Source organism: Streptomyces sp. NPDC002785 (assembly GCF_040295565.1).
In the GTDB taxonomy this organism is placed as follows: Bacteria; Actinomycetota; Actinomycetes; order Streptomycetales; family Streptomycetaceae; genus Streptomyces.
Genome location: NZ_JBEOVN010000052.1, coordinates 15499 through 40318, shown reverse-complemented (window position 1 = coordinate 40318; position 24820 = coordinate 15499). Strand labels below are relative to the sequence as shown.

24 protein-coding genes are annotated in these 24820 nt (G+C 69.4%); 9 read left to right on the top strand and 15 right to left on the bottom strand.

Features of this window, described 5'->3' with window-relative positions:
• Positions 1-256: 256 nt before the first annotated feature.
• Together ABTZ94_RS15465 and ABTZ94_RS15460 are read right to left on the bottom strand one after the other, a co-directional pair.
• The gene (locus tag ABTZ94_RS15465; RefSeq protein WP_351201298.1) at positions 257-748 is read right to left on the bottom strand and encodes an ATP-binding protein; all 492 of its coding nucleotides are present in this window, start codon (positions 746-748) and stop codon (positions 257-259) included.
• Positions 749-961: 213 nt separating this feature from the next.
• Positions 962-1279, bottom strand: coding sequence for a hypothetical protein (locus ABTZ94_RS15460; RefSeq protein ID WP_351201291.1), 318 nt, complete (start codon positions 1277-1279; stop codon positions 962-964).
• A 207-nt stretch (positions 1280-1486) separates the two neighbouring features.
• Between ABTZ94_RS15460 and ABTZ94_RS15455 the strand changes: the two genes are divergently transcribed.
• Positions 1487-2620 carry a PLP-dependent cysteine synthase family protein gene (locus tag ABTZ94_RS15455; RefSeq protein WP_351201289.1) on the top strand — a complete coding sequence of 378 codons (1134 nt, stop codon included), beginning with the start codon at positions 1487-1489 and terminating at the stop codon, positions 2618-2620.
• Positions 2621-2816: 196 nt separating this feature from the next.
• Here the strand turns inward: ABTZ94_RS15455 and ABTZ94_RS15450 are convergent, their stop codons facing one another.
• The 3 genes from ABTZ94_RS15450 to ABTZ94_RS15440 all read right to left on the bottom strand — a co-directional run bounded on the left by ABTZ94_RS15450 (position 2817) and on the right by ABTZ94_RS15440 (position 5985).
• Entirely contained in the window at positions 2817-3296 is a 480-nt protein-coding gene (locus tag ABTZ94_RS15450) for an SRPBCC family protein (RefSeq protein ID WP_351201287.1), read from the bottom strand.
• 87 nt (positions 3297-3383) lie between these two features.
• Entirely contained in the window at positions 3384-4895 is a 1512-nt protein-coding gene (locus tag ABTZ94_RS15445) for an SDR family oxidoreductase (protein WP_351201285.1), read from the bottom strand.
• 253 nt (positions 4896-5148) lie between these two features.
• Positions 5149-5985: a DeoR/GlpR family DNA-binding transcription regulator gene (locus tag ABTZ94_RS15440; protein WP_351201283.1), complete on the bottom strand. Its 837-nt coding sequence runs from the start codon at positions 5983-5985 to the stop codon at positions 5149-5151.
• 185 nt (positions 5986-6170) lie between these two features.
• Here ABTZ94_RS15440 and ABTZ94_RS15435 point away from each other — a divergent pair, with 185 nt between their 5' ends.
• The gene (locus tag ABTZ94_RS15435) at positions 6171-8567 is read left to right on the top strand and encodes a hypothetical protein (protein WP_351201281.1); all 2397 of its coding nucleotides are present in this window, start codon (positions 6171-6173) and stop codon (positions 8565-8567) included.
• Here the strand turns inward: ABTZ94_RS15435 and ABTZ94_RS15430 are convergent.
• The 3 genes from ABTZ94_RS15430 to ABTZ94_RS15420 form a co-directional block, all read right to left on the bottom strand.
• Entirely contained in the window at positions 8537-10963 is a 2427-nt protein-coding gene (locus tag ABTZ94_RS15430; RefSeq protein WP_351201279.1) for a right-handed parallel beta-helix repeat-containing protein, read from the bottom strand. The genes ABTZ94_RS15435 and ABTZ94_RS15430 overlap by 31 nt on opposite strands.
• 151 nt (positions 10964-11114) lie before the next feature.
• A complete protein-coding gene (locus tag ABTZ94_RS15425) occupies positions 11115-11705 on the bottom strand; it encodes an Rv1733c family protein (RefSeq protein ID WP_502967249.1) in 591 nt (196 codons plus the stop codon).
• A gap of 278 nt (positions 11706-11983) precedes the next feature.
• Complete coding sequence (locus ABTZ94_RS15420) at positions 11984-12466, bottom strand: DUF6643 family protein (RefSeq protein ID WP_351201275.1); 483 nt, start codon at positions 12464-12466, stop codon at positions 11984-11986.
• Between the two features lie 255 nt (positions 12467-12721).
• Between ABTZ94_RS15420 and ABTZ94_RS15415 the strand changes: the two genes are divergently transcribed.
• Positions 12722-14035: a TerD family protein gene (locus ABTZ94_RS15415; protein WP_351201273.1), complete on the top strand. Its 1314-nt coding sequence runs from the start codon at positions 12722-12724 to the stop codon at positions 14033-14035.
• 52 nt (positions 14036-14087) lie between these two features.
• On the opposite strand, the gene ABTZ94_RS15410 is transcribed toward ABTZ94_RS15415, so the two are convergent.
• On the bottom strand, positions 14088-15260 hold the full coding sequence (locus ABTZ94_RS15410; protein WP_351201271.1) for a glycosyltransferase: 1173 nt from the start codon (positions 15258-15260) through the stop codon (positions 14088-14090).
• A 58-nt stretch (positions 15261-15318) separates the two neighbouring features.
• On the opposite strand from ABTZ94_RS15410, the gene ABTZ94_RS15405 reads away from it, so the two are divergent.
• The 4 genes from ABTZ94_RS15405 to ABTZ94_RS15390 all read left to right on the top strand — a co-directional run bounded on the left by ABTZ94_RS15405 (position 15319) and on the right by ABTZ94_RS15390 (position 19222).
• The gene (locus tag ABTZ94_RS15405) at positions 15319-16104 is read left to right on the top strand and encodes a glutamate racemase (RefSeq protein ID WP_351201269.1); all 786 of its coding nucleotides are present in this window, start codon (positions 15319-15321) and stop codon (positions 16102-16104) included.
• 59 nt (positions 16105-16163) lie between these two features.
• Positions 16164-16727, top strand: coding sequence for a hypothetical protein (locus ABTZ94_RS15400; RefSeq protein WP_351201267.1), 564 nt, complete (start codon positions 16164-16166; stop codon positions 16725-16727).
• Between the two features lie 383 nt (positions 16728-17110).
• Positions 17111-18712, top strand: a complete 1602-nt coding sequence (lnt, locus tag ABTZ94_RS15395) for an apolipoprotein N-acyltransferase (RefSeq protein ID WP_351201265.1) — start codon at positions 17111-17113, stop codon at positions 18710-18712.
• 30 nt (positions 18713-18742) lie between these two features.
• Positions 18743-19222: an NUDIX hydrolase gene (locus ABTZ94_RS15390; protein WP_351201263.1), complete on the top strand. Its 480-nt coding sequence runs from the start codon at positions 18743-18745 to the stop codon at positions 19220-19222.
• Between the two features lie 54 nt (positions 19223-19276).
• On the opposite strand, the gene ABTZ94_RS15385 is transcribed toward ABTZ94_RS15390, so the two are convergent.
• The 3 genes from ABTZ94_RS15385 to ABTZ94_RS15375 form a co-directional block, all read right to left on the bottom strand.
• Positions 19277-20662, bottom strand: a complete 1386-nt coding sequence (locus tag ABTZ94_RS15385; protein ID WP_351201261.1) for an MFS transporter — start codon at positions 20660-20662, stop codon at positions 19277-19279.
• Between the two features lie 582 nt (positions 20663-21244).
• A complete protein-coding gene (locus ABTZ94_RS15380) occupies positions 21245-21928 on the bottom strand; it encodes an integrase core domain-containing protein (protein ID WP_351201259.1) in 684 nt (227 codons plus the stop codon).
• Positions 21929-21967: 39 nt separating this feature from the next.
• A complete protein-coding gene (locus ABTZ94_RS15375; RefSeq protein ID WP_351201257.1) occupies positions 21968-22249 on the bottom strand; it encodes a hypothetical protein in 282 nt (93 codons plus the stop codon).
• A gap of 193 nt (positions 22250-22442) precedes the next feature.
• Between ABTZ94_RS15375 and ABTZ94_RS15370 the strand changes: the two genes are divergently transcribed.
• Complete coding sequence (locus tag ABTZ94_RS15370; RefSeq protein WP_351201297.1) at positions 22443-22715, top strand: transposase family protein; 273 nt, start codon at positions 22443-22445, stop codon at positions 22713-22715.
• A gap of 13 nt (positions 22716-22728) precedes the next feature.
• Entirely contained in the window at positions 22729-23520 is a 792-nt protein-coding gene (locus tag ABTZ94_RS15365) for a class I SAM-dependent methyltransferase (protein ID WP_351201255.1), read from the top strand.
• A 73-nt stretch (positions 23521-23593) separates the two neighbouring features.
• Here ABTZ94_RS15365 and ABTZ94_RS15360 read toward each other — a convergent pair whose 3' ends face one another.
• From ABTZ94_RS15360 to ABTZ94_RS15350, 3 genes are read right to left on the bottom strand one after another with little or no spacing between them, the layout of a single operon-like run.
• Positions 23594-24235 carry a class I SAM-dependent methyltransferase gene (locus ABTZ94_RS15360; protein WP_351201253.1) on the bottom strand — a complete coding sequence of 214 codons (642 nt, stop codon included), beginning with the start codon at positions 24233-24235 and terminating at the stop codon, positions 23594-23596.
• Positions 24236-24246: 11 nt separating this feature from the next.
• Entirely contained in the window at positions 24247-24504 is a 258-nt protein-coding gene (locus tag ABTZ94_RS15355) for a hypothetical protein (protein WP_351201252.1), read from the bottom strand.
• Positions 24501-24704 (bottom strand): hypothetical protein, encoded by a 204-nt coding sequence (locus ABTZ94_RS15350; RefSeq protein WP_351201250.1) that lies wholly within the window; start codon positions 24702-24704, stop codon positions 24501-24503. Before ABTZ94_RS15350 ends, ABTZ94_RS15355 begins: the two co-directional genes overlap by 4 nt.
• Between the last annotated feature and the right edge of the window lie 116 nt (positions 24705-24820).

The following is a 24820-nucleotide window of genomic DNA, read 5'->3' as shown; positions in this document are numbered from 1 at the left end:
GACCCTCCTGGCCACCTGGACCGGCGCCTGCTCGATATGCGGCCAACCCGCACCCAAACCAGAACCACACCACAGGACCTAACAAAGCCCTACTAAGGGCTGTCCCGTAATCTCTGGCGGGACAGCGCGCGGCGTCAGATGAGGTGCATCGCAAGGCGGAGGGGCGTCCGCATACTGGATGTATGCGGACGTTCCGATAACGCGGTGAGGTGCCGTAGCTGTCGTCGTGCGCCCGCCAGGGATTACGGGACAGCCCTTAGCCAACCACCGACGACCGTGCGACGGAGGGTGTCCTGCTCTCCAGGTACGTGACAGAGGCCGGCGCGAACGGTCCGTCAGTGATTGCCCCGTACACCGAGTGCAGCGGCTGTGCGGCGAAGGGGGACGGTGCCGGAAGAGTGAACCAGACAACCTTCCCTGCCCCGCCCCTCGGGCAGACCCCCCAGCTCTCGCTGACCGCGGCGATCAGCGCGAGCCCGCGCCCCGACGTACTGGACGCGGTGGCCTCGCGCACGGTCGGCAGCCGTGGGTCGTGGTCGTGGACGGACACCATCAGCCGTTCCAGCAACAGCTCGATCTCGACGGTGCATGACTTGTCCGGCTGGGCATGCCGGTGGACATTGGTCAGCAGTTCGGTGACGCCGAGCGCCGCATGGTCGATCAGAGGATCGAGATGCCAGTAGCGCAACTGCGCCGAAACGATTCTGCGGACCTGACCGATCCGCGACGGCAGGGCCTGGAGCTCCACCATGCAGTGCCTGCTCGGCTCGCTGATCACGGCTGCGACTCCCCGAAATAGGTCCGGAAGAAGACGAAGAAACGATCCAGCAGATGACTGGCTGCTGATTCAGCTCCGGCGGTGCGGATCACAGTGTCACCACCGGTAAACCATGAGTGACGTGTGACCAATGTCGCTCAGGGGGCACGGCTCCGCAACTCGCGGTGTACCAGCGGCACCCCGTCAGATCATCCGGCCGCCCGCACGGCGCAGCGTCTCGAGGAATCTGTGGGCCGGCCCAGCCTTGTCCGGGCCGTGGTTACGCTGCCCCATCGTCAGCCGGTACCGCGTCCCGTTGAGGCGCGCCACGGCCGCACCGGCTCCGGCGAACCACGGCCTGCCCGCGCTCACCGCTGCCACCGGGGCGCTGTCGATCTCCCGGCCGTAACTGGTCAGCAGGGCCAGCCTGCCGTCCTTGACGATCACCTGCCCCGCCCTCGTGAGCGAACGGGCCCACCGCTCGATCCGTACACCCGTCGCACTGAACTCCGTTTCCGACATGACTGCTTCGCCCCCTTCGTGATGCTTCTGATGGGCAGTCTGCACAAGCCGGGGCCGACACGCCAGGCCGCGTCCCGGCTCGATGTCACAGCTGCCCCGTCCATCAACGCCAAGGCAGGGCTATGGGGCATCAAAGTGAACGTTTGTGCAGGTAGGGGGAATATCGTTGACGGTGGAGAGTCCGGTGACACGAGGAGGAACGGGCTGATGGGCACCGTAAGAGACAGAGATGACGGCCGGGCCACGGCGACCATCGACATCGACCGCTTCGACCCCGAGTACCGGGCCTGGCTCAAGGAAGCCGTGCGCAAGGTCCAGGCCGACGCCAATCGCTCCGCCGACACCCATCTGCTGCGCTTCCCGCTGCCCGAGCCATGGGGCATCGACCTCTACCTCAAGGATGAGTCGACGCACCCCACCGGCAGCCTCAAGCACCGGCTGGCCCGCTCGCTCTTCCTCTACGGGCTCTGCAACGGCTGGATCCGGCCGGGCAAGCCGGTGATCGAGGCGTCCAGCGGTTCGACGGCCGTCTCGGAGGCGTACTTCGCCAAGCTGATCGGTGTGCCGTTCATCGCCGTGATGCCCCGCACCACCAGCCCCGAGAAATGCCGGCTGATCGAATTCCACGGCGGCCGCTGCCACTTCGTCGGCGATTCACGGAAGTTGTACGAGGAGTCCGTCATGCTCGCCGCCGACACCGGCGGCCACTACATGGACCAGTTCACCTACGCCGAACGGGCCACCGACTGGCGCGGGAACAACAACATCGCCGAGTCGATCTACCAGCAGCTGAGACTGGAGCGCTACCCGGAGCCGACGTGGATCGTCGCGACGGCCGGAACCGGCGGCACCTCGGCGACCATTGCCCGCTACGTGCGCTACATGCAGTTCGACACCGGGGTCTGTGTGCCCGACCCGGAGAACTCCTGTTTCTTCGACGGCTGGACCAACCACAACCCCCTCGCCACCAGTGACTGCGGCTCCCGGATCGAGGGAATCGGCAGGCCCCGGATGGAGCCGAGCTTTGTGCCCGGGGCCATCGACCGGATGATGAAGGTGCCGGACGCGGCCAGTGTCGCGGCCGTGCGCGCCCTGGAGAAGGCCATCGGCCGGAAGGCGGGCGGCTCCACCGGCACCGGGCTGTGGAGCGCGTTCAAACTGGTCGCTGAAATGGTCGAGCAGGGCAGCACCGGCAGCATCATCACCCTGATCTGCGACCCGGGTGACCGCTACCTCGACAAGTACTACTCCGACAGTTGGCTCGCCGAACAGGGCATGGACATCGCCCCGTACACGGAAACCATCGACTCCTTCCTGGCCGGCGGCAACTGGCTCGGCTAGTGCTGTGACCGGAAAGGTTCACCGGCTCGCGGCGCCCGGCACGGCACCTTGCTGCGTTGTCGCATCACCCCGAGTACGTCCAGTGCGAGGGGGATCCTCCGTCTTGCGACGCACCGCACCGGACGCCGCGAGCTTCCCGGCAAACTTTTCCGCCCCAGCCCGGAGGGAGCGCGGTGCACGCGGTCCGCGGCCGCTCTCAGGCCTCGGGCCCGGTCAGCCGCTTGTCGAGATTGCGTACCGCGTCCCGGAACGCCCGGCCCAGCCCCGACCGGCCCAGCCGCAGGGCGAGCCGGAAGGGTGCGGGTCCGTCCGCGGCGAACGTCCACTGCACCCGCGTCCCGGTCCCGGCCGGGGTGAGCCGCCAATCCTCCAACAGGGCCCGCAGACCAAGGGCGTTCGACTCATCGACCCGATAGGCGTACCGCTCGCCGGGTACCGCCGCGGTGATCGTCTCGCGAAACACCGTGCCGCCCTTGAGCCGGACCTCGCGACCCGCGCCGTCCTCGGTGGGCCGGGCCGCGGTCACCGCGGTGAACCAGCTCGGCCAGCCCGCCACATCATCGGCGAGCGCCCGGTAGACCACCTCGGGAGGCGCTGACACCTCGGCGGCGAAGACCAGTCGCAGGGGAGCGGACTCGACGAAGTCGAGGTCCACGGAACGGAGTCGGCGTGACATGGATCGCACCTCCCGTGCGGTCGGCGGCGGGCGGGGTAGCGCACACCATAGCTGGTGCTCCGTCAGATGTCTTTGCGTGTACGGACGTTATGTGGAAGAGCGCTGCGGTGCCGCTCGTGCGGCTGTGGTGATGTTGCGGGCCATACCGCCGAACACCACCGAGTGGAACGGCCACACGCTCCACCAGTAGGCGTGGCCGAGCAGTCCGTGCGGATGGAACAGCGCCCGCTGTCGATAGACCGTCCGCCCCTGCTCGTTCCGGCCCACCGACAGTTCGAGCCAGGCCGGACCGGGCAGTCGCATCTCCGCGCGCAGCCGCAGCAGCTCACCCTGAACGATCTCCTCCACACGCCAGAAGTCCAATGAGTCGCCCACCCGCAGCCGCCGCGCGTCCCGCCGCCCGCGCCGCAGCCCGACGCCGCCGACGATCCGGTCGAGCCAGCCCCTCACGGCCCAGGCGAGCGGGAAGGAGTACCAGCCGTTCTCGCCGCCGATGCTCTCGATCACCTGCCAGAGCGCGTCCGGCGCCACCGGCACCGCCAGTTCCCGTTCGTCGCGGTAGAGACTGCCGCCGGACCAGTCGGGGTCGGTGGGCAACGGGTCGCTGGGAGCACCGGGAACCGCCGCGGACGACCAGCGGGTATCGACCCGGGCATCCTTGATCCGCTGGAGCGCCAGCCGCAGCGCCTGCTCGAAGCCGATGGTGCCGCCCGGCGGATCGGGCACGTACCGCGCGATGTCGCGCTCGTGACAGACCACCTCGTGCCGCAGCGACTCCGCCAGCGGCCGGGCGATGGAGGGCGGCACCGGTGTCACCAGGCCGATCCAGAGGCTGGAGAGTCCCGGGGTGAGCACCGGTACGGGGAGGATCACCCGGTGCGGCAGTCCGGCGACCTCGGCGTACCGCCGCATCATGTCCCGGTACGTCATGACATCCGGGCCGCCGATGTCGAACGTACGGTTCACCTCGGCCGGCAGGCGGGCGCAGCCGACGAGATACCGCACCACGTCCCGTACCGCGATCGGCTGGATCGACGTACGCACCCAGCCAGGGGTGATCATCACCGGCAGCCGTTCGGTGAGATGACGCAGAATCTCGAACGAGGCCGAGCCCGATCCGATGACGACCGCGGCCCGCAGCACGGCCGTCGGCACCCCGGAATCCAGCAGAATGCGCCCCACCTCGGCTCGCGACCGCAGATGTGGTGACAGTTCCTGCTCGCTCACCCCGGCCGGGGTGAGCCCGCCGAGGTACACGATGCGGCCGACTCCCGCCGCCTGCGCCTGCTCACCGAAGATCCGGGCCGCCTCGCGGTCCTTCTCCTCGAATCCGGGTCCGGACCCGAGCGCGTGCACCAGGTAGTACGCCACATCCATGTCCCGCATCGCCGCCCGCACCGAAGCGGCGTCGGAGACATCACCCTCGACCACCTCGACCCGGTCCGCCCACGGGTGGTCACGCAGTTTCTGCGGGGTCCTGGCCAACGGGCGCACCCGGTGGCCGGCGTCGAGGAGCGCGGGCACCAGTCTGCCGCCGATGTACCCGGAGGCACCGGTCACCAGACAACGCAGCTGCTTACCGCCGGAGGATTCGGTCACTTGCCCGAGTCTTCCACCGGATCGCCATAAGGGGCCCGGCGGAGGACTCCGATCGGCAGCACGCGGGCCACCCCGGCTCACCGCACCGCCGCCGGTCCCGCGCCGGACACTCAGCTCCTCCACCCACACCACATGGGATCCGGAATCCGTCGGATACACATCGATCGACGCCCGGCCCAGCGCCATCCACACACGCCCCAGGACGTGGGCCGCCCCGGTGTGAGCTGGGCGGAAGCCGTGCACGCCCGACGGTTCAGGAGTCGCCCTCCGTGATGCGGCCTGCCACCAGCAGGCCCGGAAGATGCTCCTCGATCTCCTCGCGGGCGGCGGCCGACAGACCCGCGTCCGTCACGAACGTGTCCACCTGCTCCAGAGCCGCGAACGAACTCAGGCCCACCTTTCCCCACTTGGTGTGGTCGGCGACCACCACCACACGCCGCGCCGAGTGAACGAAACGGCGGTTGGTCTCGGCCTCCGCCAGATTCGGTGTCGAAAGACCGGCCTCCACCGAAATCCCGTGCACCCCGAGGAACAGCACATCGAAGTGGAGGGAGGCGATCGCCTGATCGGCGACCGGGCCGACCAGCGAGTCGGACGGGGTCCGTACCCCACCGGTGAGCACCACCGTGGCGGCCCCGGTACGCGCCCCGCCTGCAGCCCCCGACCGCTGCGCGGAGTGGAACACATCGGCCACCCGCACCGAGTTGGTCACCACCGTCAGATCCGGTACGTCCAGCAGCTGTTGGGCGAGCGCATACGTCGTCGTACCGCCGGAGAGCGCGATGGCGCTGCCGGGCACCGCCATCGCAGCGGCCGCTCGCGCGATGTCCTCCTTGGCGGTCAGCTCCAGAGCCGACTTGGCCTCGAAACCGGGCTCGTGCGTACTGGCCTCGACCACGGGAACGGCCCCGCCGTGCACCTTCTCGATCACACCCTGGCGGGCCAGCGCGTCCAGATCCCGGCGGACGGTCATGTCGGAGACGCTCAGCTTGCGGGTCAGCTCATTGACCCGGACCCCGCCACGTCTGCGTACCTCGTCGAGGATCAGGGCGCGCCGCTGCTCCGCGAGCAGGTTCTGATTCTCGCTCAACGCCGGTCCGGTCCTTCCCTCTGGCCGTACAACAGTCTCTTCGGACGGGGTCATCCTGCCACGCGGTGTCGTCGGCCGGTCCACTGGGGAGATTCCGTGAGAGCGATGCGTACACCGGTCCTCTTCCATGATTCTGGTGACCGTGCATCAGCACCTCACCACGATCGAGAGAGCGAGTTACTCCAGTGCCACCTGTCACCCAGGCCCCGCAGAGTCCGGGGCCCGCGCTGGAACTGCTGGTCCATGGCGTGGGCGGAGCCACCCCGCAGGAGATGCTCGACGATCCGCGTCCGGTCCGGGTCACCGGTGACGCGACAGCCGCCATCTACCGGCGTGCCGAGGACATCGACGCCGAACAGCACCCGGAGCGGTACCGAGACCGGCCCATCGCCGAGGCCTACTGCTGGTCCAATCTCACTTCCGGCAACGGCTCCCGTGCCCTGTGGCTGCTGCTGCTCCCCTTCATGGTGGTCAACCTCGCCCACTGGATGCGCCCGACCGCCCGGCGCCGTACCCGCGCGGTGCGCCTGTACGGCGTCCTCGTCCGGCTCGTCGCGCTCAGCCTCACCGTTCTGCTGACCGCGGCGGCCTGCGAGGTCGCTCTCGACCTGACGGCCTGGCAGTGCGCGGGCGTGCCGGACTGCTCGAACCGGAGGTCCTGGCTCGGCTTCCTGTCGACGGCACAAGGCGGCTGGTGGTCCCAGCCAGGCCGAAGGCTCGCCCTCGCCTCTCTGGTGCCCACCGCCCTGGTGGGGCTGCTCTGGTTCCTGTCCAACCGGACATGGAGCGCGTACGAATCACAGCGCCCGCTCACCGGATCAGAACCGGACGACGCCGACCCCGGAACCGTGCACGACCCGAAGACTTCCGGCACCGCGACCGGTGGCCGACCGGCCCTCGGCCGGCCCGGATTCTGGTACGGCCGCCGGCTGGTCGCCCGGCTGCGCGCCGCCCACACCGCCGCCGGATTCCTCACTGTCGCCGCGTCGCTCGCGGGCGCCGCGGCCCGCCACGACCGCGCCGTCACCGGCCCCGTGCCCGAGTTCCTCGGCCGGCTGATCGAGGCGGCGCTCGTCCTGGTCGCGCTCGTCGTGCTCTGGGTCGTCTGCCGCCGCGGCCGCAGTGAGCGGCGTCTCGACCAGCGGCTCGACCACGTCCTCATCACCTATCTGCCCGGCGCCGCCCTGGCCCTGCTCGTCCTCGCCGCGGTGTACGCGGCCTGGTCGCGCCCCGCCTGGGTCTCGGCGGGCGCCCTGCCCGGCGACGTCACCTTCAGCGTCGTCACGCTCGGCCAGGGGGCGCTCGTCGTCGTACTCGCCGTGGTGTCCCTGGGCCTGTACCGCCGGACCCCCGAACCCCGCACCGTCATGTACGGACTCGGTGGACCGGCCGTCGCCATGCTCGCGTGCGCACTCGGCGGTGTCATGACCGGCGGGGTCGCTCAGCGCGTCGCCGACTGGCTCGATGGCTCCGGCACCCCGGGCATGGGCAGGAACGCCGCCATCGAAGGACCGCCGGTGCTCCTCAGCTGGCAAGCCTCGGCCATCCCGGTGCTCCTGGTGCTGCTGGCGGTCCCCGCCATCGTGCTGCTCGTACGCACCTGGCTCGCCGCCCGCGCCCTGCAGTCCGAGGTCGACCGGGAGTACGGGGAGGAGCGGCCGGACCCCGCCCGGACCCGGCAGATCGCCCGGATCCGGGCCACGGCAGCTCTCACCGACTCCGCGCCCTGGATCCTCGGTCCGGTCGCCGGCGCCACGCTGCTGCTCGGCGCGGCGGCGGTCGGCGGCGCCCGGGCGAGCGGTGAGGTGCCCGGGCTAGCGATGGAGGGGAGCGGCGCCTTCGTCGAGTCCGCGGCCGAAGCGGCCCAGTCGACAGGATCCTGGTTGATCGGATTCGGCTTCGTACTCTTCGTCACCTGGGGACGGCGCGCCTACCGGGACGCCTCCGCCCGGCGCACCATCGGCATCCTCTGGGACGTCGGTACGTTCTGGCCGCGCGCCGCCCACCCCTTCGCACCGCCCTGCTACGCCGAGCGCGCCGTCCCCGATCTGGCGTCACGGATGTCCGGCTGGACCGCGCAAACCCGTGGCAGGCTCGTCATCTCCGGCCACTCGCAGGGCAGCGTCCTCGCGGCGTCCGCGGTATGGCAGCTGCCTGCCGAGACCCGGAACCGGGTCGCCCTGCTCACCTACGGCTCGCCGATCGAGCGACTGTACGCGCGCTGGTTCCCGGCCTACTTCGGCCCCGCACCGCTGCAGGGACTGCACCGGTCCGTGCACTGCTGGCGCAATCTGTGGCGGGCCACCGACCCGATCGGCGGCCGGGTCCGGCTCGACGAGGGGCCGGGGCCCGAGGTGGACCGGGGGCCGCTGAAGGACCCCCTGATCTACGGGCGCACCCCCGAACATCCGCTGCCCGAACCCGTTCTGGGGCACTCGGACTACCAGGCCGACCCGGTCTTCGCCCGGGAGCGGGCCGCACTGCTGGACCGGCTGGCACCGGTCCTGCCGCGCCAGGCCGACGGGGAGGGGGGCCAGGAGCCCCCGCGGGCTCAGGGGAGATCCGGCAGATCCTCCGGGTAGAGCAGCGTGAGGTCGTCCGTGCTCGGCTCGGCGAGCTGGGCGACCCGGCCCGCATGCCGCTCCACCATTGACTCGAAGGTCTGCCGAGCCGTCCGCCCATTGCCGAAAGCCGGGCCCTTGGGAAGCTCCGTGAAGTACTTCAGCAGCGCTTCCCCGGCCCCGGGGGCCAGGCTGTACTCGTGCTCGTCGGCCTGCTGCTCGACAATCCGCAGCAGTTCGGCGGGCTCGTAGTCGCTGAAGGTGATGGTCCGTGAAAAACGCGACGCCACACCGGGGTTGACGGTGAGGAACCGTTCCATCTCATGGGTGTACCCGGCGACGATGACGACCACCGCGTCCCGGTGGTCCTCCATCAGCTTCACGAGGGTGTCTATCGCCTCCCGGCCGAAGTCCCGGCCGGAGTCCTCGGGTGACAGCGCGTAGGCCTCGTCGACGAACAGCACCCCGCCGCGCGCCCGGTCGAAGGCCTCCTGGGTGCGGATGGCGGTGGAGCCGATGTGCTCGCCGACCAGATCGACGCGGGACACCTCGATCAGATGGCCGCGGTCCAGCACCCCGAGCGAGGCGAGGATCTCGCCGTACAGCCGGGCCACGGTGGTCTTGCCGGTGCCGGGGGAGCCGGTGAAGACGAGATGGCGCCGGACCGACGCGGCCTTGAGCCCGGCCTCCTGACGCCTGCGGCCGACCTCGATCATGTCGGTGAGGGCGCGCACCTCCCGCTTGACGCTGTCCAGGCCCACCAGCGCGTCCAGTTCCCCGAGGACGGCCTCCGACGCGCGTACCGGCTCGGCGGCGGGTACCTCGGCCGGGGCGGGCTCCACGGCACGCTGCCCGGGGACCGCGCCGAGCGGCCCGGGGGCCGACTGGGTCGCCGTCAGCACGGTCGGGGCCGGGGGCGCGGGGGAGCGCAGCGCGCTCTCGTCGCTCGTGCAGTCCTCCACGACGGGCCCCGCCCCCTGACCGTCGCCGCCTTCGGCGAACTCGTATCCACCGCGGGCGCACCGCTCGGTACGGCAACGGGTCAGAGCCGTACGGCAGCCGTCCATCACATGGAAGCCATAGCCCTCGCTTCCGGTGACCCGGCAGCTGTGGAAGGTGCCGCGGCCCTGGGCGGAGACGTAGAAACCGGCCTCGGCGGGGGAGGTGACCGTGCAGCGCTCAATGGTCGGGTCGGCGCCCTTGGTGACGATCACTCCGGTCTGCGCGGAGTCGATGGTGCAGTTGTTCAGCGTGCCACCGCTGCCGTGGTCGCGGAACCAGGCGCCGGTGGACGCCTCACGGATGCGGCAGTCGTCGAGCTGGGCGGTCGCCCCGTCACTCACCGACACCGCGGTATTGCGGACCTGGGACAGGTCGCTGTCGACCACATCGGCACGCGATCCCCGGTCGAGCACGAAGATGGCGTCCGGCACGTCATGGACCCGGCAGGAGTCCAATATCACGGTCGCCCCGTCACTCACCCAGACTGCCGGGTAATCGCCCGTACTGTCATGTATTTCACACTGGTTGGCGTCGACGCGGGTGCCGGGATCCCAGACCGACAGGCCGTTGCGGCCGAACCGGCGCACCGTGGAGCGGGTCAGGGTGAGAACCGAACGGGAACGCAGATCCACCGCGTTCTCCGGGATGTCGTGGATGTCGCAGTCGGCGAGCGTCAGTACGGCGTCGGTGTCGAGCGTGACCCCGTCCGCCGAAGTGCGGTGCACCGTACAGTCGGTGAGATGGGCAGCCGCGCGAGCGGTCACCTGTATTCCGCTGCCCTTGATCTCGTACACCTCGCAGCCGACGGCCTCCAGGCCGCTGCCCTCGCCGGTGATGCTCAGCCCCGCGCCCGACGCATGGTGGATCCGGCAGCGTTCCAGCCGCGGATGCGCACCGTCACGCACCGAGACACCGGACTGTCCGGCCGAGACGACCTCGCACTGCTCGAACACCCCGCCCGCACCGTCGAGTACGGCGATGCCGACCCCGGCCGGGTTGTCGACCGTGCAGCGGCGTACGGTCGGCCGGGACGCACCGCGCACCTCGATCCCGGCGGCCGAACGCGTGACGATCCGCAGATCCGCGAGCTCCGGTGCGCCGTCCTCGACGAGCAGCGCCGGAGCCGTCGAGTCCTGACCCTCCACATGCAGGTCCGAGAGGACGGCGGAGGCACGGACGGTCAGCGGTACGCCGTCGACCGGCGCTATCCGTACGGAACCGACCGAGCCCTCGGGGCCGCGCAGCGTCACCGCTCGGTTCAGGACCAGATTCTCCCGGTAGGTGCCCGGCGCGACGGTGAGGACATCACCGTCCGCCGCGGCCTCCAGGGCTGCGGTGAGGGAGGCGTATTCGCCTGTGCGGCGCCGCCACCGCGATGTGCCGGTGTGCGTCACCTGGACCGTACCCTGTGCCATGGCGCTGTTGTGCCCCCACCTCGTGCGTGTGTGATGCCCGTGTCACCGGCCTTCCGGCAGCGACGAACCCCGGGTCCGCCCACCGAGGAAGCGGGCGGGCCGGTCCACCGTAGCGCGCGCGGCGGGCGGGAGTTGACCGATCGGCAGCTGATCAGCTGTCGGCCCCGGTCCTGCCCCAGTCCGGACCGGCCTTCGCCCAGGCTCGGTCGATCCGGGTGTACCGCCCCCGCATCATGCGCCAGACGATCAGGCGTCGGCCGCCCTCGACCAGTCCGACGGCGAGCAGCATCGCCCCGAGCCCGGCCAGCGCCGCATGTGTATGAGCCGTCGGAGCGTCCATGGGCCGCAGCGCGGGGCGGCCGTCGAGGTCTGTCCAGATCTCCACCTCAGCCCCGGGATCCGTCTTGCGGGAGGAGGTGGTCACCGTGCCGCGGCGGTTCGTGCCGTCCGGAGCCTTCCAGCGCGCTGTCACCGAGGTCTGCGTGGTGCGCTCCGAGGACACTTCGGGATCGGCGACGAGATGTGGTGCTCCCGGTGCCCGGCGCACCACGACCGCGGTCGTGACATGACGCTGGGCCTGCTGGGCCCGCACCGATTTCTGCAGGGTGTCGTCCGTGAGCGAACCGCACACCCAGCCCACTGCCGGCGCCGCCAGCACCATGAGAAGCAGCGCGACAAGAGCCACCCATGCCTCGCGCCGGTCAGTGGCGCGGCGCAGGGGATTGCGTCGCCAACGCCACACTCCCGTAACCGCTCGCACAGTCCTGCACCCCCTTCCGTATCCGTCTTAACCCGATACGGCACGCCTCGCTCGCTGGAGCAGCGAAGAGAGAGCAACCTCACCCCCGCCAACGCACGGACAGCCCCCGTGAGTTCCCCTGCCCCACCGGCCAGGGCTGACGGCCCGTCCGGGGCGCGCGTGCGGCCGAGGAGCTGTGCTGTCGGTGCGGGAACACCGCGGTCGCCGTCGAGTCCCCATGGCTCGACGGCGACCGCGTGCGACCGTGTGCGGTGCCCGGCTCAGTACCCCCGGCCCTGGTACGGGCGGTTGTTCGGGTCCTCGTAGGGCGAGGGCGAGGGCGAGGGCGCCGGGGCGGGGCGCGGTGACGCCGGACGCATCGCCTCGTAACCGGTGCCGGGTGCCGGGCGCTGCTGCTGCGGATAGGGCGCCTGGTACCCGCCACGGGACGCGGTCGGCTGCTGCGGGATGTACGGCGCGGGGGCGTGCTGCAGTTGTGCGGGCTGCATCGGCGCGTAACCCTGCTGGGCCGGCTGCTGGTAGCCGTACGACGGATTGGGCTGGGAAGGCGCCGCGGGGAGAGCCGGCAGCGCCGCCGGGAGAGCCGGCAGATGGCTGTTGCCGGTGTCATAGGCGGCAGGCACTCGGATCGGAGCGATCTGAGGGGTGCCCCGCTCCGCGACCAGGGAGTCGTAGATCGGAGTCTCGGGGAACGACGGTGCGGCGTAGTAGCCGCCGCCGTAGGTGGAGCGGGGGGACGTCATGACACCTAAGTTAAGCCCACGATGTGCTGGTTGGGGAGTCGGGTAAGAGGGTTGTTTTACGTGTTGTGAGTGAACTTCGATCCCCAATGCGAGCGAACTTGGGAAAAAAGGGCGCCCAGAGGCGTTGGGATCGTGTATACGCCGAGTTCCCGGGGGTGCCTGCGGATCGCCGGGCGGTGGCTGCACCGCTGTGGGCCTTGTGAGGGGCTGGGTATTAGGTTGGCGGAGAAAAATCTTCGGGCAGCAGGACTCGCGATGGGGGCGGGCATGACCATGCTAAAAGGAGCCAATGTTCCGGTGGCGGCTCACGCCGTGCGGGTCGAATTGGGGTGGCGCACCTCTCCGGGGGCACCGGACGTGGATGGCTCGGCGCTCCTTCTCGTCTCGGGAAAGGTGCGCAACGACGCCGACTTCATCTTTTACAACCAGCCCTCCCACGCATCCGGCGCGGTACGCCACGAGGGCAAGCGGACCGCCGGTGGCGGGCTTACGGAGAGCCTCGCGATCGACCTGGCGCGCATCGAGCCGGCCATCGAGCGCGTGGTCCTGGCAGCCTCCGCGGACGGCGGCACCTTCGGGCAGGTGACAGGGCTGTACGTACGGATCACGGACGCGACGGACGGCTCGGAGATCGCACGCTTCGACAGTGCGGATGCGACGGTCGAGACCGCATTCATTCTCGGGGAACTCTACCGGCGCCAGGGTACCTGGAAATTCCGCGCCGTCGGCCAGGGATACAGCACCGGCCTCGAAGGTCTCGCCACGGACTTCGGTATTTCCGTCGATGAACCGCAGCGGCCCCAGCCGTATCAACAACCCCAATCGCCTCATCGGCCCCAGGGGGGATCGCGGGTTGACCAACTTCCGCCCGCACCGCCGGTACCCCACGTAGCGCCGCCGGCACCGCCCGTACCTCCTGCCACCCAGCCCGTCCGTCTGTCCAAGGTGACACTGACCAAGGACGCGCCATCGGTCTCCCTGGCCAAACAGGGCGGCACTTCGGGAGCCCTCCGCGTCAATCTCAACTGGGAAGTGCGCAAACAGTTCAAGGGCTGGGGAAGCAAACTCGGCAGAGCGGTCGCCAACCATGCGGACCTCGATCTCGATCTCTGCGCCCTCTACGAACTCACCGACGGCCGCAAGGGAGTCGTGCAAGCGCTGGGAAACGCGTTCGGCGCACTCCGCCAACCCCCTTATATCCATCTCGACGGAGACGATCGCACCGGCGCCGTCTCCACCGGCGAGAACCTCACCGTCAACCTCGACCAGAAAGACAAACTCCGCCGCGTCCTGATCTTCGTCACCATCTATGAAGGCGCCCGGAGTTTCGCCGATCTCCATGCGACCGTCACCCTCCAACCCCAGCACGGCGCTTCGATCGACTTCTCGCTCGACGAATGCACCGTGCCGTCCACCGTCTGCGCGCTCGCGCTCCTCACTAACAACGGGGGAGACCTCACGGTGCAACGCGAGGCCCGCTATCTCGTACCCGAGCGCGGAGTCAGCCCGCAGCGCACCATCGACTACGCCTACGGGTGGGGCATGAACTGGACACCCGGCCGTAAATGACCCCCCGGGGGTCCGGCCGGAACTGCGGCCATCGGCCCACGGCGGGCTCCGCTCAACGATCCGGCGCGGCCTCGGGACGGGCGTACGTACGCCCCTTCCAGGCCGCGCCCCGCCCCCGGTAGTGCTGAACCGCCGAATCGACCGTCATCAGCAGGTACAGCAAAGCGGTGAACGGCAGCAGCGGCGCCAGCCACAGCGACTGCCGGTAATAGCCCAGCATCGGCATGTACGTCCCAGCCATCACCGCCCACGCCAGTCCGCCCGCCCACGACGCCACCGGAGCACCGCCCAGCAGCCCTGCGACGAGCGTGACCGGCGGCGCGAGATAGACCAGCGCGAGCCCCAGTACCGTCCCGAGGAGCAGCGACGGACTGTGCCGCAACTGGGCGTACGCGCTGCGCGACACCATCCGCCACAGATCCGCCAGCCGCGGATACGGCCGCACGCTGTCCACCCGCTCCGCGAGCCCCAGCCAGATCCGCCCGCCGCTGCGCCGCACCGCCCGCGCCAGCGACACATCGTCGATCACCGCCTGCCGGATCGACTCCGGCACCCGCGCCCGGTCCGCCGCCCCGGTCCGCAGCAGCACACATCCACCTGCCGCCGCAGCTGTCCGCGCCCCCGCCCGGTTCACCCACCGGAACGGATAGAGCTGCGAGAAGAAGTACACGAAGGCCGGTACGACCAGCCGTTCCCAGACACTCGACACCCGCAGCCGGGCCATCTGCGAGACCAGATCGAACCCGCCCGACACAGCAGCGGCGACCAGTCCCCGCAGGCTGTCCGGCTCATGCGCGATGTCGGCGTCCGTCAGCAGCAGATACTCCGGCTCCCGGGCCCGGGCCAGCGAGATCCCGTGCCGTACGGCCCAGAGTTTGCCCGTCCAGCCAGGCTCCGGCTCACCGGGCGACACCACCGTCACCGGCAGGCCGCCGTACCGTACCGACAGTGCACGGGCGACGTCCCCGGTGCCGTCCTTGCTGCAGTCGTCGACGAGGAAGATCTCCGCGATCCCCGGATAGTCCTGCGCCATCAGCGACGGCAGACTCACCGGAAGCATGTCTGCCTCGTCACGTGCGGGCACGACGATCGCGACGGAGGGCCAGCTCTCCGGGGCCTCCCGGCGCGGCAGCCGCTGGTCGGTCCGCCAGAAGAACCCTTGTCCCAGCAGCAGCCACATCCATGCGGCCAGTGAACCCACAGCGATCCAGGCAATGGCACTCATTTGCCGCAGTCTGCCCCACTGTGACGGAACCGCAAGGGCGGTCGACTAAGGTGGCCGGGTGAAGATCGCGCTCATGGACTCCGGAATCGGCCTGCTCGCGGCCGCCGCCGCGGTACGCCGGCTGAGGCCCGACGCCGATCTGGTGCTCTCCTCGGACCCCGGCAGCATGCCCTGGGGGCCGCGTACCCCCGAGGACCTGACCGCCCTCGCGCTGGACGTGGCCCGCGCGGCCGCCGCCCAGCGTCCCGACGCACTGATCGTCGCCTGCAACACGGCCTCCGTACACGCCCTGCCGACGCTCCGCTCCGAACTGGAACCCGCACTGCCGGTCATCGGCACCGTTCCCGCCATCAAGCCGTCCGTCACCGGCGGCGGCCCCATCGCGATCTGGGCCACGCCCGCCACCACGGGCAGCCCGTACCAACGCGGGCTCATCCGGGAATTCGCCGGCTCCGTCACCGTCACCGAGGTCCCGTGCCCAGGTCTCGCCGACGCCGTGGAGCACGCGGACGAACCGGCGATCGACCGGGCCATCGCCGCAGCCGCCGCACTCACTCCGCGCGATGTGCGGGCCGTGGTCCTGGGCTGCACCCATTACGAACTGGTCGCCGAACGCATCCGCGCCGCCGTTCGGCAGCCCGGTCTGCCTCCGGTCGCGCTGCACGGCTCCGCCGGTGCCGTTGCCGCCCAAGCACTGCGTCGAATCGGGGTCGCACCCGCTCCGTCGGCCGAACCGGCCGCCGGTCTCACCGTGCTTCTCAGCGGGCGCACCGCCGAGCTGCCGGAACCCGCTCTGGCCTACGCCGAGGGGCAGCTGCTGGGGGCCGTCAGCCCCGCCCGCTGACCCGGCGGAGGTCATTGGACCCATCCCCCGCGTGCGGAATCCTAAGTACGCTGCTTGACATGAGGGACCACCCCCGAAAACCGAGGGACACCGGAGCCGACCCCCGCTCCGACGTCTGGATCGGCCGGGCCACCAACCGGGCCCAGTGGGTACTCGCCGCCGCAGGCGCGGCCTGTCTGGCGCTCGGCATCCAGCTGGCCCTCACCTCCGACTGGGCCTCCGGAATCGCCCCGCTGCTGATGTCCGTGATCGGCTGCGTCGCCGCCGGTCTGCTCATGCTGTTCGGCACCCTCGCCTTTGTGAACGTGGCCGTCAGGGTCGACGGGGACGCTCTTGAAGTGCGCTGCGGCCACATGGGCCTGCCGCGCCGCCGGATTCTGCTCACCCATGTGGTGGGCGCGGAGTTCGAACCCCGGGTCACCCCGCGCCAGTGGGGCGGCTGGGGCTACCGCTGGCGCCCCGAGCAGGGCACGGCCGTGGTGGTCCGCAGGGGCGAGGGCCTGGTGCTCCGCCTCGGTGACGGCAGGACATTCACCATCACGGTCGACGACGCGGAAGCGGGCGTACGGTTCATCCGCGAGCGCCTGCACCTGTCGGCGACCGGCGCACCGGCCGGGGCGTGATCCACGACATGGCCCGCGGTCCGATGGGCTGAGCTTCGGGAGCCGGGACCGGCCCAGAGCGGGGTGGTACGGTCCGCTCGCCATGTGCGGCGGGCTGCGTACGGACCGTAGGCCGCGCCATCTGCCCCGTCCGGACCACGCGCTCGATCCGCACCGCGTTCCCGCGCCCGGCCCCGCTGGTGCAGCCGTCACGTTCGCCCCCCGGCCTGTGCCCGTCCCGTTCGCGATCGGCCGGATCCGGCCGATCGGTGGGGGACTGGCGGACACGGTAACGGCAGCGGCCCGGATCTGTGCGGGAAAGTGGCGAAACGATCCGGCGCGAAGGGTTCCGTCACGCGATCGGGACTGCCCGGCACCCGGCCGACCACCGTAGACTCCGCCGGGTGAGCGCCACCATCACCTCAGTCGACGACCCGCAACAGCCCGCAGCCGCCCCTGTGCCAGGGGGGAGACGGCCGGTGCAGCGGCTCGTCCGGCCCGCCGCCGCCGTGATCGCGGGAGTGCTGCTGTACCTGAGCTTCCCGCCCCGGCCCCTGTGGTGGCTGGTTCTGCCCGGTTTCGCCCTGCTCGGCTGGGTGCTGCACAAACGCAGACTTCGCGCCGCGTTCGGCCTCGGCCTCCTCGCCGGACTGGGCTTCATGCTGCCGCTGCTGCACTGGACGGGCGAAGAAGTCGGTCCGGTGCCGTGGCTGGCACTCGCAGCGGCCGAGGCACTGTTCATCGCGGTCGGCTGCATCGGGATCGCCGCCGTCTCCCGCCTCGCCTGCTGGCCGGTGTGGGCCGCCGCTGTCTGGATCCTCGACGAGGGGATCCGGGCCAGGGTGCCGTTCGGCGGCTTTCCCTGGGGGAAGATCGCCTTCGGGCAGGCGGACAGCGTGTTCCTGCCGCTCGCGGCCGTGGGCGGCACACCGCTGCTCTCCTTCGCGGTGGTCCTGTGCGGCTTCGGGCTCTGTGAAGCGGTACGCCGGTTCCGTACCTACCGCATTACGGGCGAGGTGCCCCGGGCCGCGGTCGCCGCGGCAGCCGCCACCGTTCTCGTACCCGTCGCCGCCGCGGTCGCCGCTCTGCCGCTCGTCGACGACTCCGCCGAGGACGGCACCGCGACCGTCGCAGCGATCCAGGGCAACGTGCCGCAGCTCGGACTCGACTTCAACGCCCAGCGCCGCGCCGTTCTCGACAACCATGTGCGCCGCACGGAACAGCTCGCCCAGGAGGTGAAGTCGGGCAAGGTTCCCCAGCCCGATTTCGTCCTGTGGCCGGAGAACTCCTCCGACCTCGACCCCTACCGGAACGCCGACGCCCGGATCGTGATCGACGACGCGGTGAAGGCGATCGGCGTCCCCACCGTGATCGGGGCGGTGGTCGAGCCCGACACCGGCAAGCTGCGCAACACCCTCATCCAGTGGGATCCGAAGAAGGGGCCTGTCAGCACCTACGACAAGCGCCACATCCAGCCGTTCGGCGAGTACATCCCGATGCGCTCCTTCGTTCGCCTCTTCAGCTCCGATGTGGACCGTGTGAGGCGGGACTTCGGCCCCGGAAAGAAGGTTGGCGTCTTCGATCTGGCGGGTACGAACGTGGGGCTTGTGACCTGTTACGAGGCTGCGTTCGACGACGCCGTACGGGACACGGTCGAGCACGGCAGCCAACTGATCGCCGTACCCAGCAACAACGCCACCTTCGGGCGCAGTGAGATGACCTATCAGCAGCTGGCCATGTCCCGGGTGCGGGCGGTCGAGCACAGCAGGTCCGTCGTCGTCCCCGTCACCAGCGGGGTCAGCGCGGTCATCCGTCCGGACGGGACGGTCGTCCGGAAGACGAAGCTGTTCACCCCGGACGCGCTCGTGGACAAGGTGCCGCTGAGGTCCTCACTGACGCCCGCGACCCGGATGGGCACGCTCCCCGAAGGAGTCCTCGCACTGATCGCCGTGGCGGGGCTCGGCTGGGTCACCGTCCGTTCGGTACGGCTCCGGCGGAGCCGCTGATCCACTCGCGCGCCACGTAGGGTCGGGCCCATGGCTACTCCTGATTTCATCCGCGAGATCCGCGCCACTGCGGGCCAGCAGTTGCTCCTGTTGCCGGGCGTCACCGCCGTGGTCTTCGACGACGAGGGCAGAGTGCTCCTCGGACGACGTTCCGACACCGGCAAGTGGTCGGTCATCGGCGGCATCTGCGAGCCGGGTGAGCAGCCGGCTGCGACGGCGGAGCGCGAGGTGTACGAAGAGACCGCTGTGCGCTGTGTGGCGGAGCGGGTGGTGCTCACCCAGGCCCTGGCGCCGGTTCAGTACGCCAACGGCGACCGCTGCCAGTACCTGGACGTCACCTTCCGCTGCCGGGCGACCGGTGGCGAGGCACGCGTCAACGACGACGAGTCGCTGGAGGTGGGCTGGTTCCCGGTGGACGCGCTGCCGCCGTTGAACGAGTTCTGCCTCTTCAGGATCAAGAAGTCCCTGACCGATGAACCCACTTGGTTCGAACCCACTGCCCAGCAGTGACATCCGGCGCTCGCCGGGCGGGCCCGGTTCTCCGGCCCGCCCGGCGAGCACGGCTCAGACGGTTGGGGCGTCGGCCGACAGCGCCGCGGGTGCGTCCGACTTCGCAGCAGCGCCCTCGACGTCCGCGAGATCCCGGTGCCTGGTCTCCTTGGCGCAGGCGATCGCCAGCACGGTGATGAGCGCTGCGGCGATGACATACAGCGAGATGGGCGTCGAGCTGTGGAAGTCCGCGAGCAGCGCGGTGGCGATGAGCGGCGCCGGAGCACCGGCTGCCACCGACGAGAACTGTGCCCCGATCGACGCTCCCGAGTATCGCATCCGGGTCGCGAACATCTCCGAGAAGAAGGCCGCCTGAGGTGCGTACATGGCGCCGTGGAAGATGAGCCCGACGGTGACGGCGAGCAGCAGGTTCCCGAAGCTCCGGGTGTCGATCAGAGCGAAGAACGGGAACATCCACAGCCCCACGCCGATCGCACCGACGAGATAGACGGGCTTGCGCCCGAACCGGTCCGACAGCGCGCCCCACATCGGAATGACCGCGAAGTGGACGGCCGAGGCGATGAGTACCGCGTTGAGCGCCGTCTGCTTGCCCAGATCCGCCGCCGTCGTCGCGTAGACGAGGATGAACGCCGTGATGACGTAGTAACTGATGTTCTCCGCCATCCGGGCCCCCATGGCGATCAGCACATCGCGCCAGTGGTGCCGCAGCACGGCGACGAGCGGCATCTTCTCGGCCGCTCCGGCAGCCGACCTGCGCTCCTCGGCCTGCGCCAGCGCGGCCTTGAACACCGGTGATTCATCGACGGAGAGACGAATCCACAGGCCGAGGAGCACCAGGACTCCGGAGAGCAGGAAGGGGATGCGCCAGCCCCATGCCCCGAAGGCCGAGTCCGACATCAGCGCGGTCAGCGCGGAGAGCACCCCGGTGGCGAGCAACTGTCCGGCCGGTGCACCTGTCTGCGGCCAGGAGGCCCAGAACCCGCGCCGCTTGGCGTCCCCGTGCTCCGACACCAGCAGCACGGCCCCGCCCCACTCACCACCGAGAGCGAAGCCCTGCACCAGACGCAGGACCGTGAGCAGTACGGGAGCGGCGGCCCCGACCGTGGCATGCGTGGGCAAAAGCCCGATGGCGAATGTCGCTCCGCCCATCATCAACAGACTGAGCACCAGCAGCTTCTTGCGGCCGAGCCGGTCGCCGTAGTGCCCGAAAACCAGGGCGCCGAGCGGCCGGGCGGCGAAGCCGACCGCGTAGGTGAGGAAGGAGAGAAGCGTGCCGACGAGCGGGTCGGACTCGGGGAAGAACAGCTTGTTGAAGACCAGCGCGGCAGCTGACCCGTACAGGAAGAAGTCGTACCACTCGATGGTGGTCCCGATGAGACTTGCGGCGACGATGCGCTTGAGCGAGCGGGTGGTTGGCGGGGCGGACGCCGAGGCAGCCATGGACACCACTTCCGGACGGTTGGCGGGGACGGTTTCGTGTCGCCACACCGTAGGAAGGGGCAGGTCAGAGGCACATGTGGCGGGACGCCATAGTTCTCAGGCCGGGTGTGCGCGGGGCCACTATGACAGGCACGTCGAGACTGCTTCGAGGACCGTATTGAAGGCCGGCAGGCGCCTGTCAGGATTGCGCTATTAGGCATGGTTTATTGCCCTGGTGCTGACTCCCGTGCTGGTTTGGTGCTGACCTGAAACCGCATGTCAGCACCTTTGATCACCTGTCCCGTGCTGACTTGGTGCTGACTACGCAGCGTTGAACTTCGGCATTCGGGGCGGATCGGGCGGGTAGTGTTCTCCCCTTCCGCGCGCCTGCGGTCAGGCCTGGCGGGTTTCTGCGGAGCCGGCCATGGTTGGTGGCACGTGGTCCCGCACCGGCAGGCCCCCGCACCGTGAAACCCATACATAGGCGGCCGGATGAAGCCACGCGACCACACCCATGCCCTGCCAACCGCCGCTTCACCACCATCGACCCGGAACCCTCCACGGCCGGAACGCTGTCCTTGCCGAATACCTCATCCATGCTGGTCAGGCGGCATGTTGGTACTCCTGGAGGATGCCGCCGAGTCGTGCTCGTCGTCGTATGTCCAGATGGTCGATCCGGTCCGGATCCTCGATCGGAGCGGGCAGCGGGTGGAGCGGACGAGCGTTGGCGATTCCCTGGTGCGGCCGGTGTCCGTTGTAGAACGTCTCGAACTCGCGCAGGGCGTGCAGGAGGTGACGCTGGTCCCAAATCAGCGTGCGGTCCAGTAGCTCTCGCCTGCAGGTCTGCACCCACCGCTCCATGACCGAGTTCATCCTCGGCATCCGGACGCCGCTGAGCACCACCTCCATACCCGCGTCCTTGAGCACGTCGTCGAACAGCCGCGGGAACTTCCCGTCCCGGTCCCTGATCAAGTAGCGTGCCCGGCAGCCGGAGTCCTCAAGGTCCATGGCGAGATTTCTCGCGGCCTGCACCACCCAGGATGCGGTCGGGTGCGCGGTCGCGCCCAGGACCCGGATCCGTCGGTTCGCATGCTCGATCACGGCGAACACGTATATACGAGCCCCGGACAGGGTGACGGTCTCGAAGAAGTCGCACGCCAGGAGCGCGTCGGCCTGGGAGCGCAGGAAGGCTGCCCAGGTGCTCGATGCCCGCTCGGTCGCCGGATCGATGCCGGGCTCCTTCAGGATCTCCCAGACCGTGGACGCGGCCACCCGCACCCCGAGCACGAGCAGCTCACCGTGCAGGCGCCGGTAGCCCCAGTTCGGCTACTCCCTGGCCAGGCGCACTACCAGGGCGCGGATCGAGTGCACGGTGCGGAACCGGCCTCCGCGCTTGGGTTTGGACCGGGCGGCGTGCCGACGGGCGACCAGATCGCGGTGCCAACGCAGGACCGTGTCGGGCCGTACCAGGAGCCGTATCCGGCGCAGCGCTTCCCGCGGCAGGCCCTGGAGCAGCGACGCCAGGAACGCCCTGTCGATGGCGTGGAACCGTACTCGCTGCCCGTTCAGTTGTCGTTCCAGGACGGTGATCTGATGGCGCAGGGCCAAAATCTGGACGTCTTCTCGCGGTCGCTCATCGGCAGCAGCCGCAGCAACGCGAACGCGTTCGTCACACCCATGTACGCCAGTCTCAACAGCACGACCGATCATCATGCCGCACCTACCCGGCACCACGCGACAGCACCGATGTGAGCAACCACGGCCGACACCGAATACCCCATCTCACCTGCACGGATGAGGTATTCGGCAAGGGCAACGCCACTGCCCGGACTGCGGCAGCCGGGCGCGGCGGTCGAAGGGCCGGCGGGTGACCCGGCCGCGTGACCTGTCGGTCGGTGGCCGCCGACCGCGGCTGGTGTGGGCCAAGCGCCGCTGGCGCTGCGACGAGCTGGCGTGCCGGCGTCGCTCGCCGTGGACACCTCGATGCCCGCTAATTTCGTTGAGCCCGCACCCTGCAATCGTGTTGGCTAGCGGCACCGAACTGTCAGTACCGCAGGTGTCCGCTTGGCTGTAGCAGGGAGTTAAACGTGCAGGACATTGTTGTCGACCCAGTTGCCCACAATCGGGCAGCCTGGGACAAGTGTGTCCAAGAGGGCAACGAGTGGTCGAGGCCGGTGAGTGCTGAGGATGTCGAGCGCGCCCGCATGGGCGACTGGTCGATTGTTCTCATCGGGCGTGAGCCAGTCGACCGCTCCTGGCTGCCGACGGACCTGACCGGCAAGGACGTGTTGTGCCTGGCCTCCGGCGGTGGCCAGCAGGGTCCGATCCTCGCCGCCGCAGGGGCGCGGGTCACCGTATTCGACAACTCACCCCGCCAGCTCGGCCAGGACCAGATGGTGGCGGCGCGCGACGGACTCGAGCTGCGCACCGTCCTAGGCGACATGCGCGACCTCAGCGCCTTCGGCGACGCAACATTCGACGTCGTATTCCATCCGGTCTCTAACCTATTCGTACCAGACTTGGCACCGGTGTGGCGTGAGTGCTTCCGCGTCCTGCGACCGGGCGGAACTCTGCTCGTGGGCTTCCTCAACCCTGATGTGTACTTGTTCGACCACGAGGCGCTCGACGAGCGCGGCGAGCTGATCGTCGTGCACAAGCTGCCCTACAGTGATGTCACGCAGTACTCCGCCGAGGAACGCGCCACGAAGTTCGGCGCGGATGCCCCTCTTGAATACAGCCACACCCTCACCGACCAGATCGGCGGGCAACTCGCCGCGGGGTTCGTCCTCACCGGCTTCGCGGAAGCGCCGCACCAATCCAACGCATCCGCTCAATACATGTCGAACTATTTTGCGACGCTGGCGGTCAAGCCGGGCTGACCCAGCCGTGGGGCCGGCCGAGACGGCCGTGTCTCCGAATGGCCAAGTGGAGTGCTGTGCCAGCCCGACCCCACTAACTTCGCTGAGCCACGATCGTTGGGCCAAACAATTCTCCAGGATCGTCGACCAGGCCCCAACCCTCGTCGGTGCCGCGCACGTCTTCTTCGAGTGGTGGATGACCCCAATCAGGGTTCCCTGGGCAGAACCGCTCGTGGAGATCGGCGGTCTCGGCATACACCTCCGGTTCTCCCGGCCGGCGGACAACGACGTGGCCGAGCAGCGCCATCCAGCCTCCGGGATGGAGCATGTCGTGCGCTCGCTGCCAGCCAATCGACGGGTCAACCCAGTGCCACGACGACGCAGCCACGAGGACATCGAAGCGTCGACCGCGGTTGTCCCACTCCTCAAACGTCGACGTCTCGACTTCGACGTTGCGGAAGGAAGCGATCCGGTGGCGAGCGAGTGCGGCCATGTCTGCCCCAGGCTCGACGGCAGTCACTGAGCATCCGAGCGCTGCTAGCGAGCGCGTCGCCTGACCGGTACCGCAGCCCACCTCCAGCACCGACGACTGTTCGTCCATGCTGGTGACGGCGCCAAGGTCCGCGAACAACTCGTCGGGGTATCCCGGCCGGACCCGGTCGTAGAGCTCCGGCACCTCGTTGAACACTCGTCCGAGGTCGTGTCGATTTGGGCGCATCTTCGGATCACCAGTCACGAACGCACAAGCTATGAGGTCCGTCCACGAAAATACCACTGGTTTACCGGCAGCTGCCGTGCTGCCTCCGGTAGTTCAGAGAAGAACTCGTCACAGTTCAACTCGTCGGAGACGTCGACCAGGGCACTGGCGTCACCGTTGTCCTTGGCCCATCCGGTGGGGCAGATTCGGGCGCGACTGCTGGTGTTCTGCGACTCGTCGCACATGTAGTACAGCGGCTTGCGCTCCGAGAGAGAACCCGCGTGGGTGGGCGTGTACGTCTGGATCACCCACGCGTGCGCAGCTGCCTGAGGGTATGCCTTGGCGTTGAAGGCCGGATATTCCCGTCGGACGGCATGATCGCCCCATCGATCTTCACGTCCGGCTTGTACAGGTACTTCTGTCCGGCGACCGTCGCGTCCCACAGATACGGCGTCGTGATCGAAGCCGCGTGCATCTCGCCGGGCACCCACCAGTTCTTGCCTTCCACGCACTGGCGTCGGGCTGCACCGGCTTGCACGATCCCTGACACAGGTGGTCGCCAAGGTTCATGTCGAGCTCGGCGAAGTCCAAGGGGATCTGCTGCGCGGGCTCGATGGTCAGGTG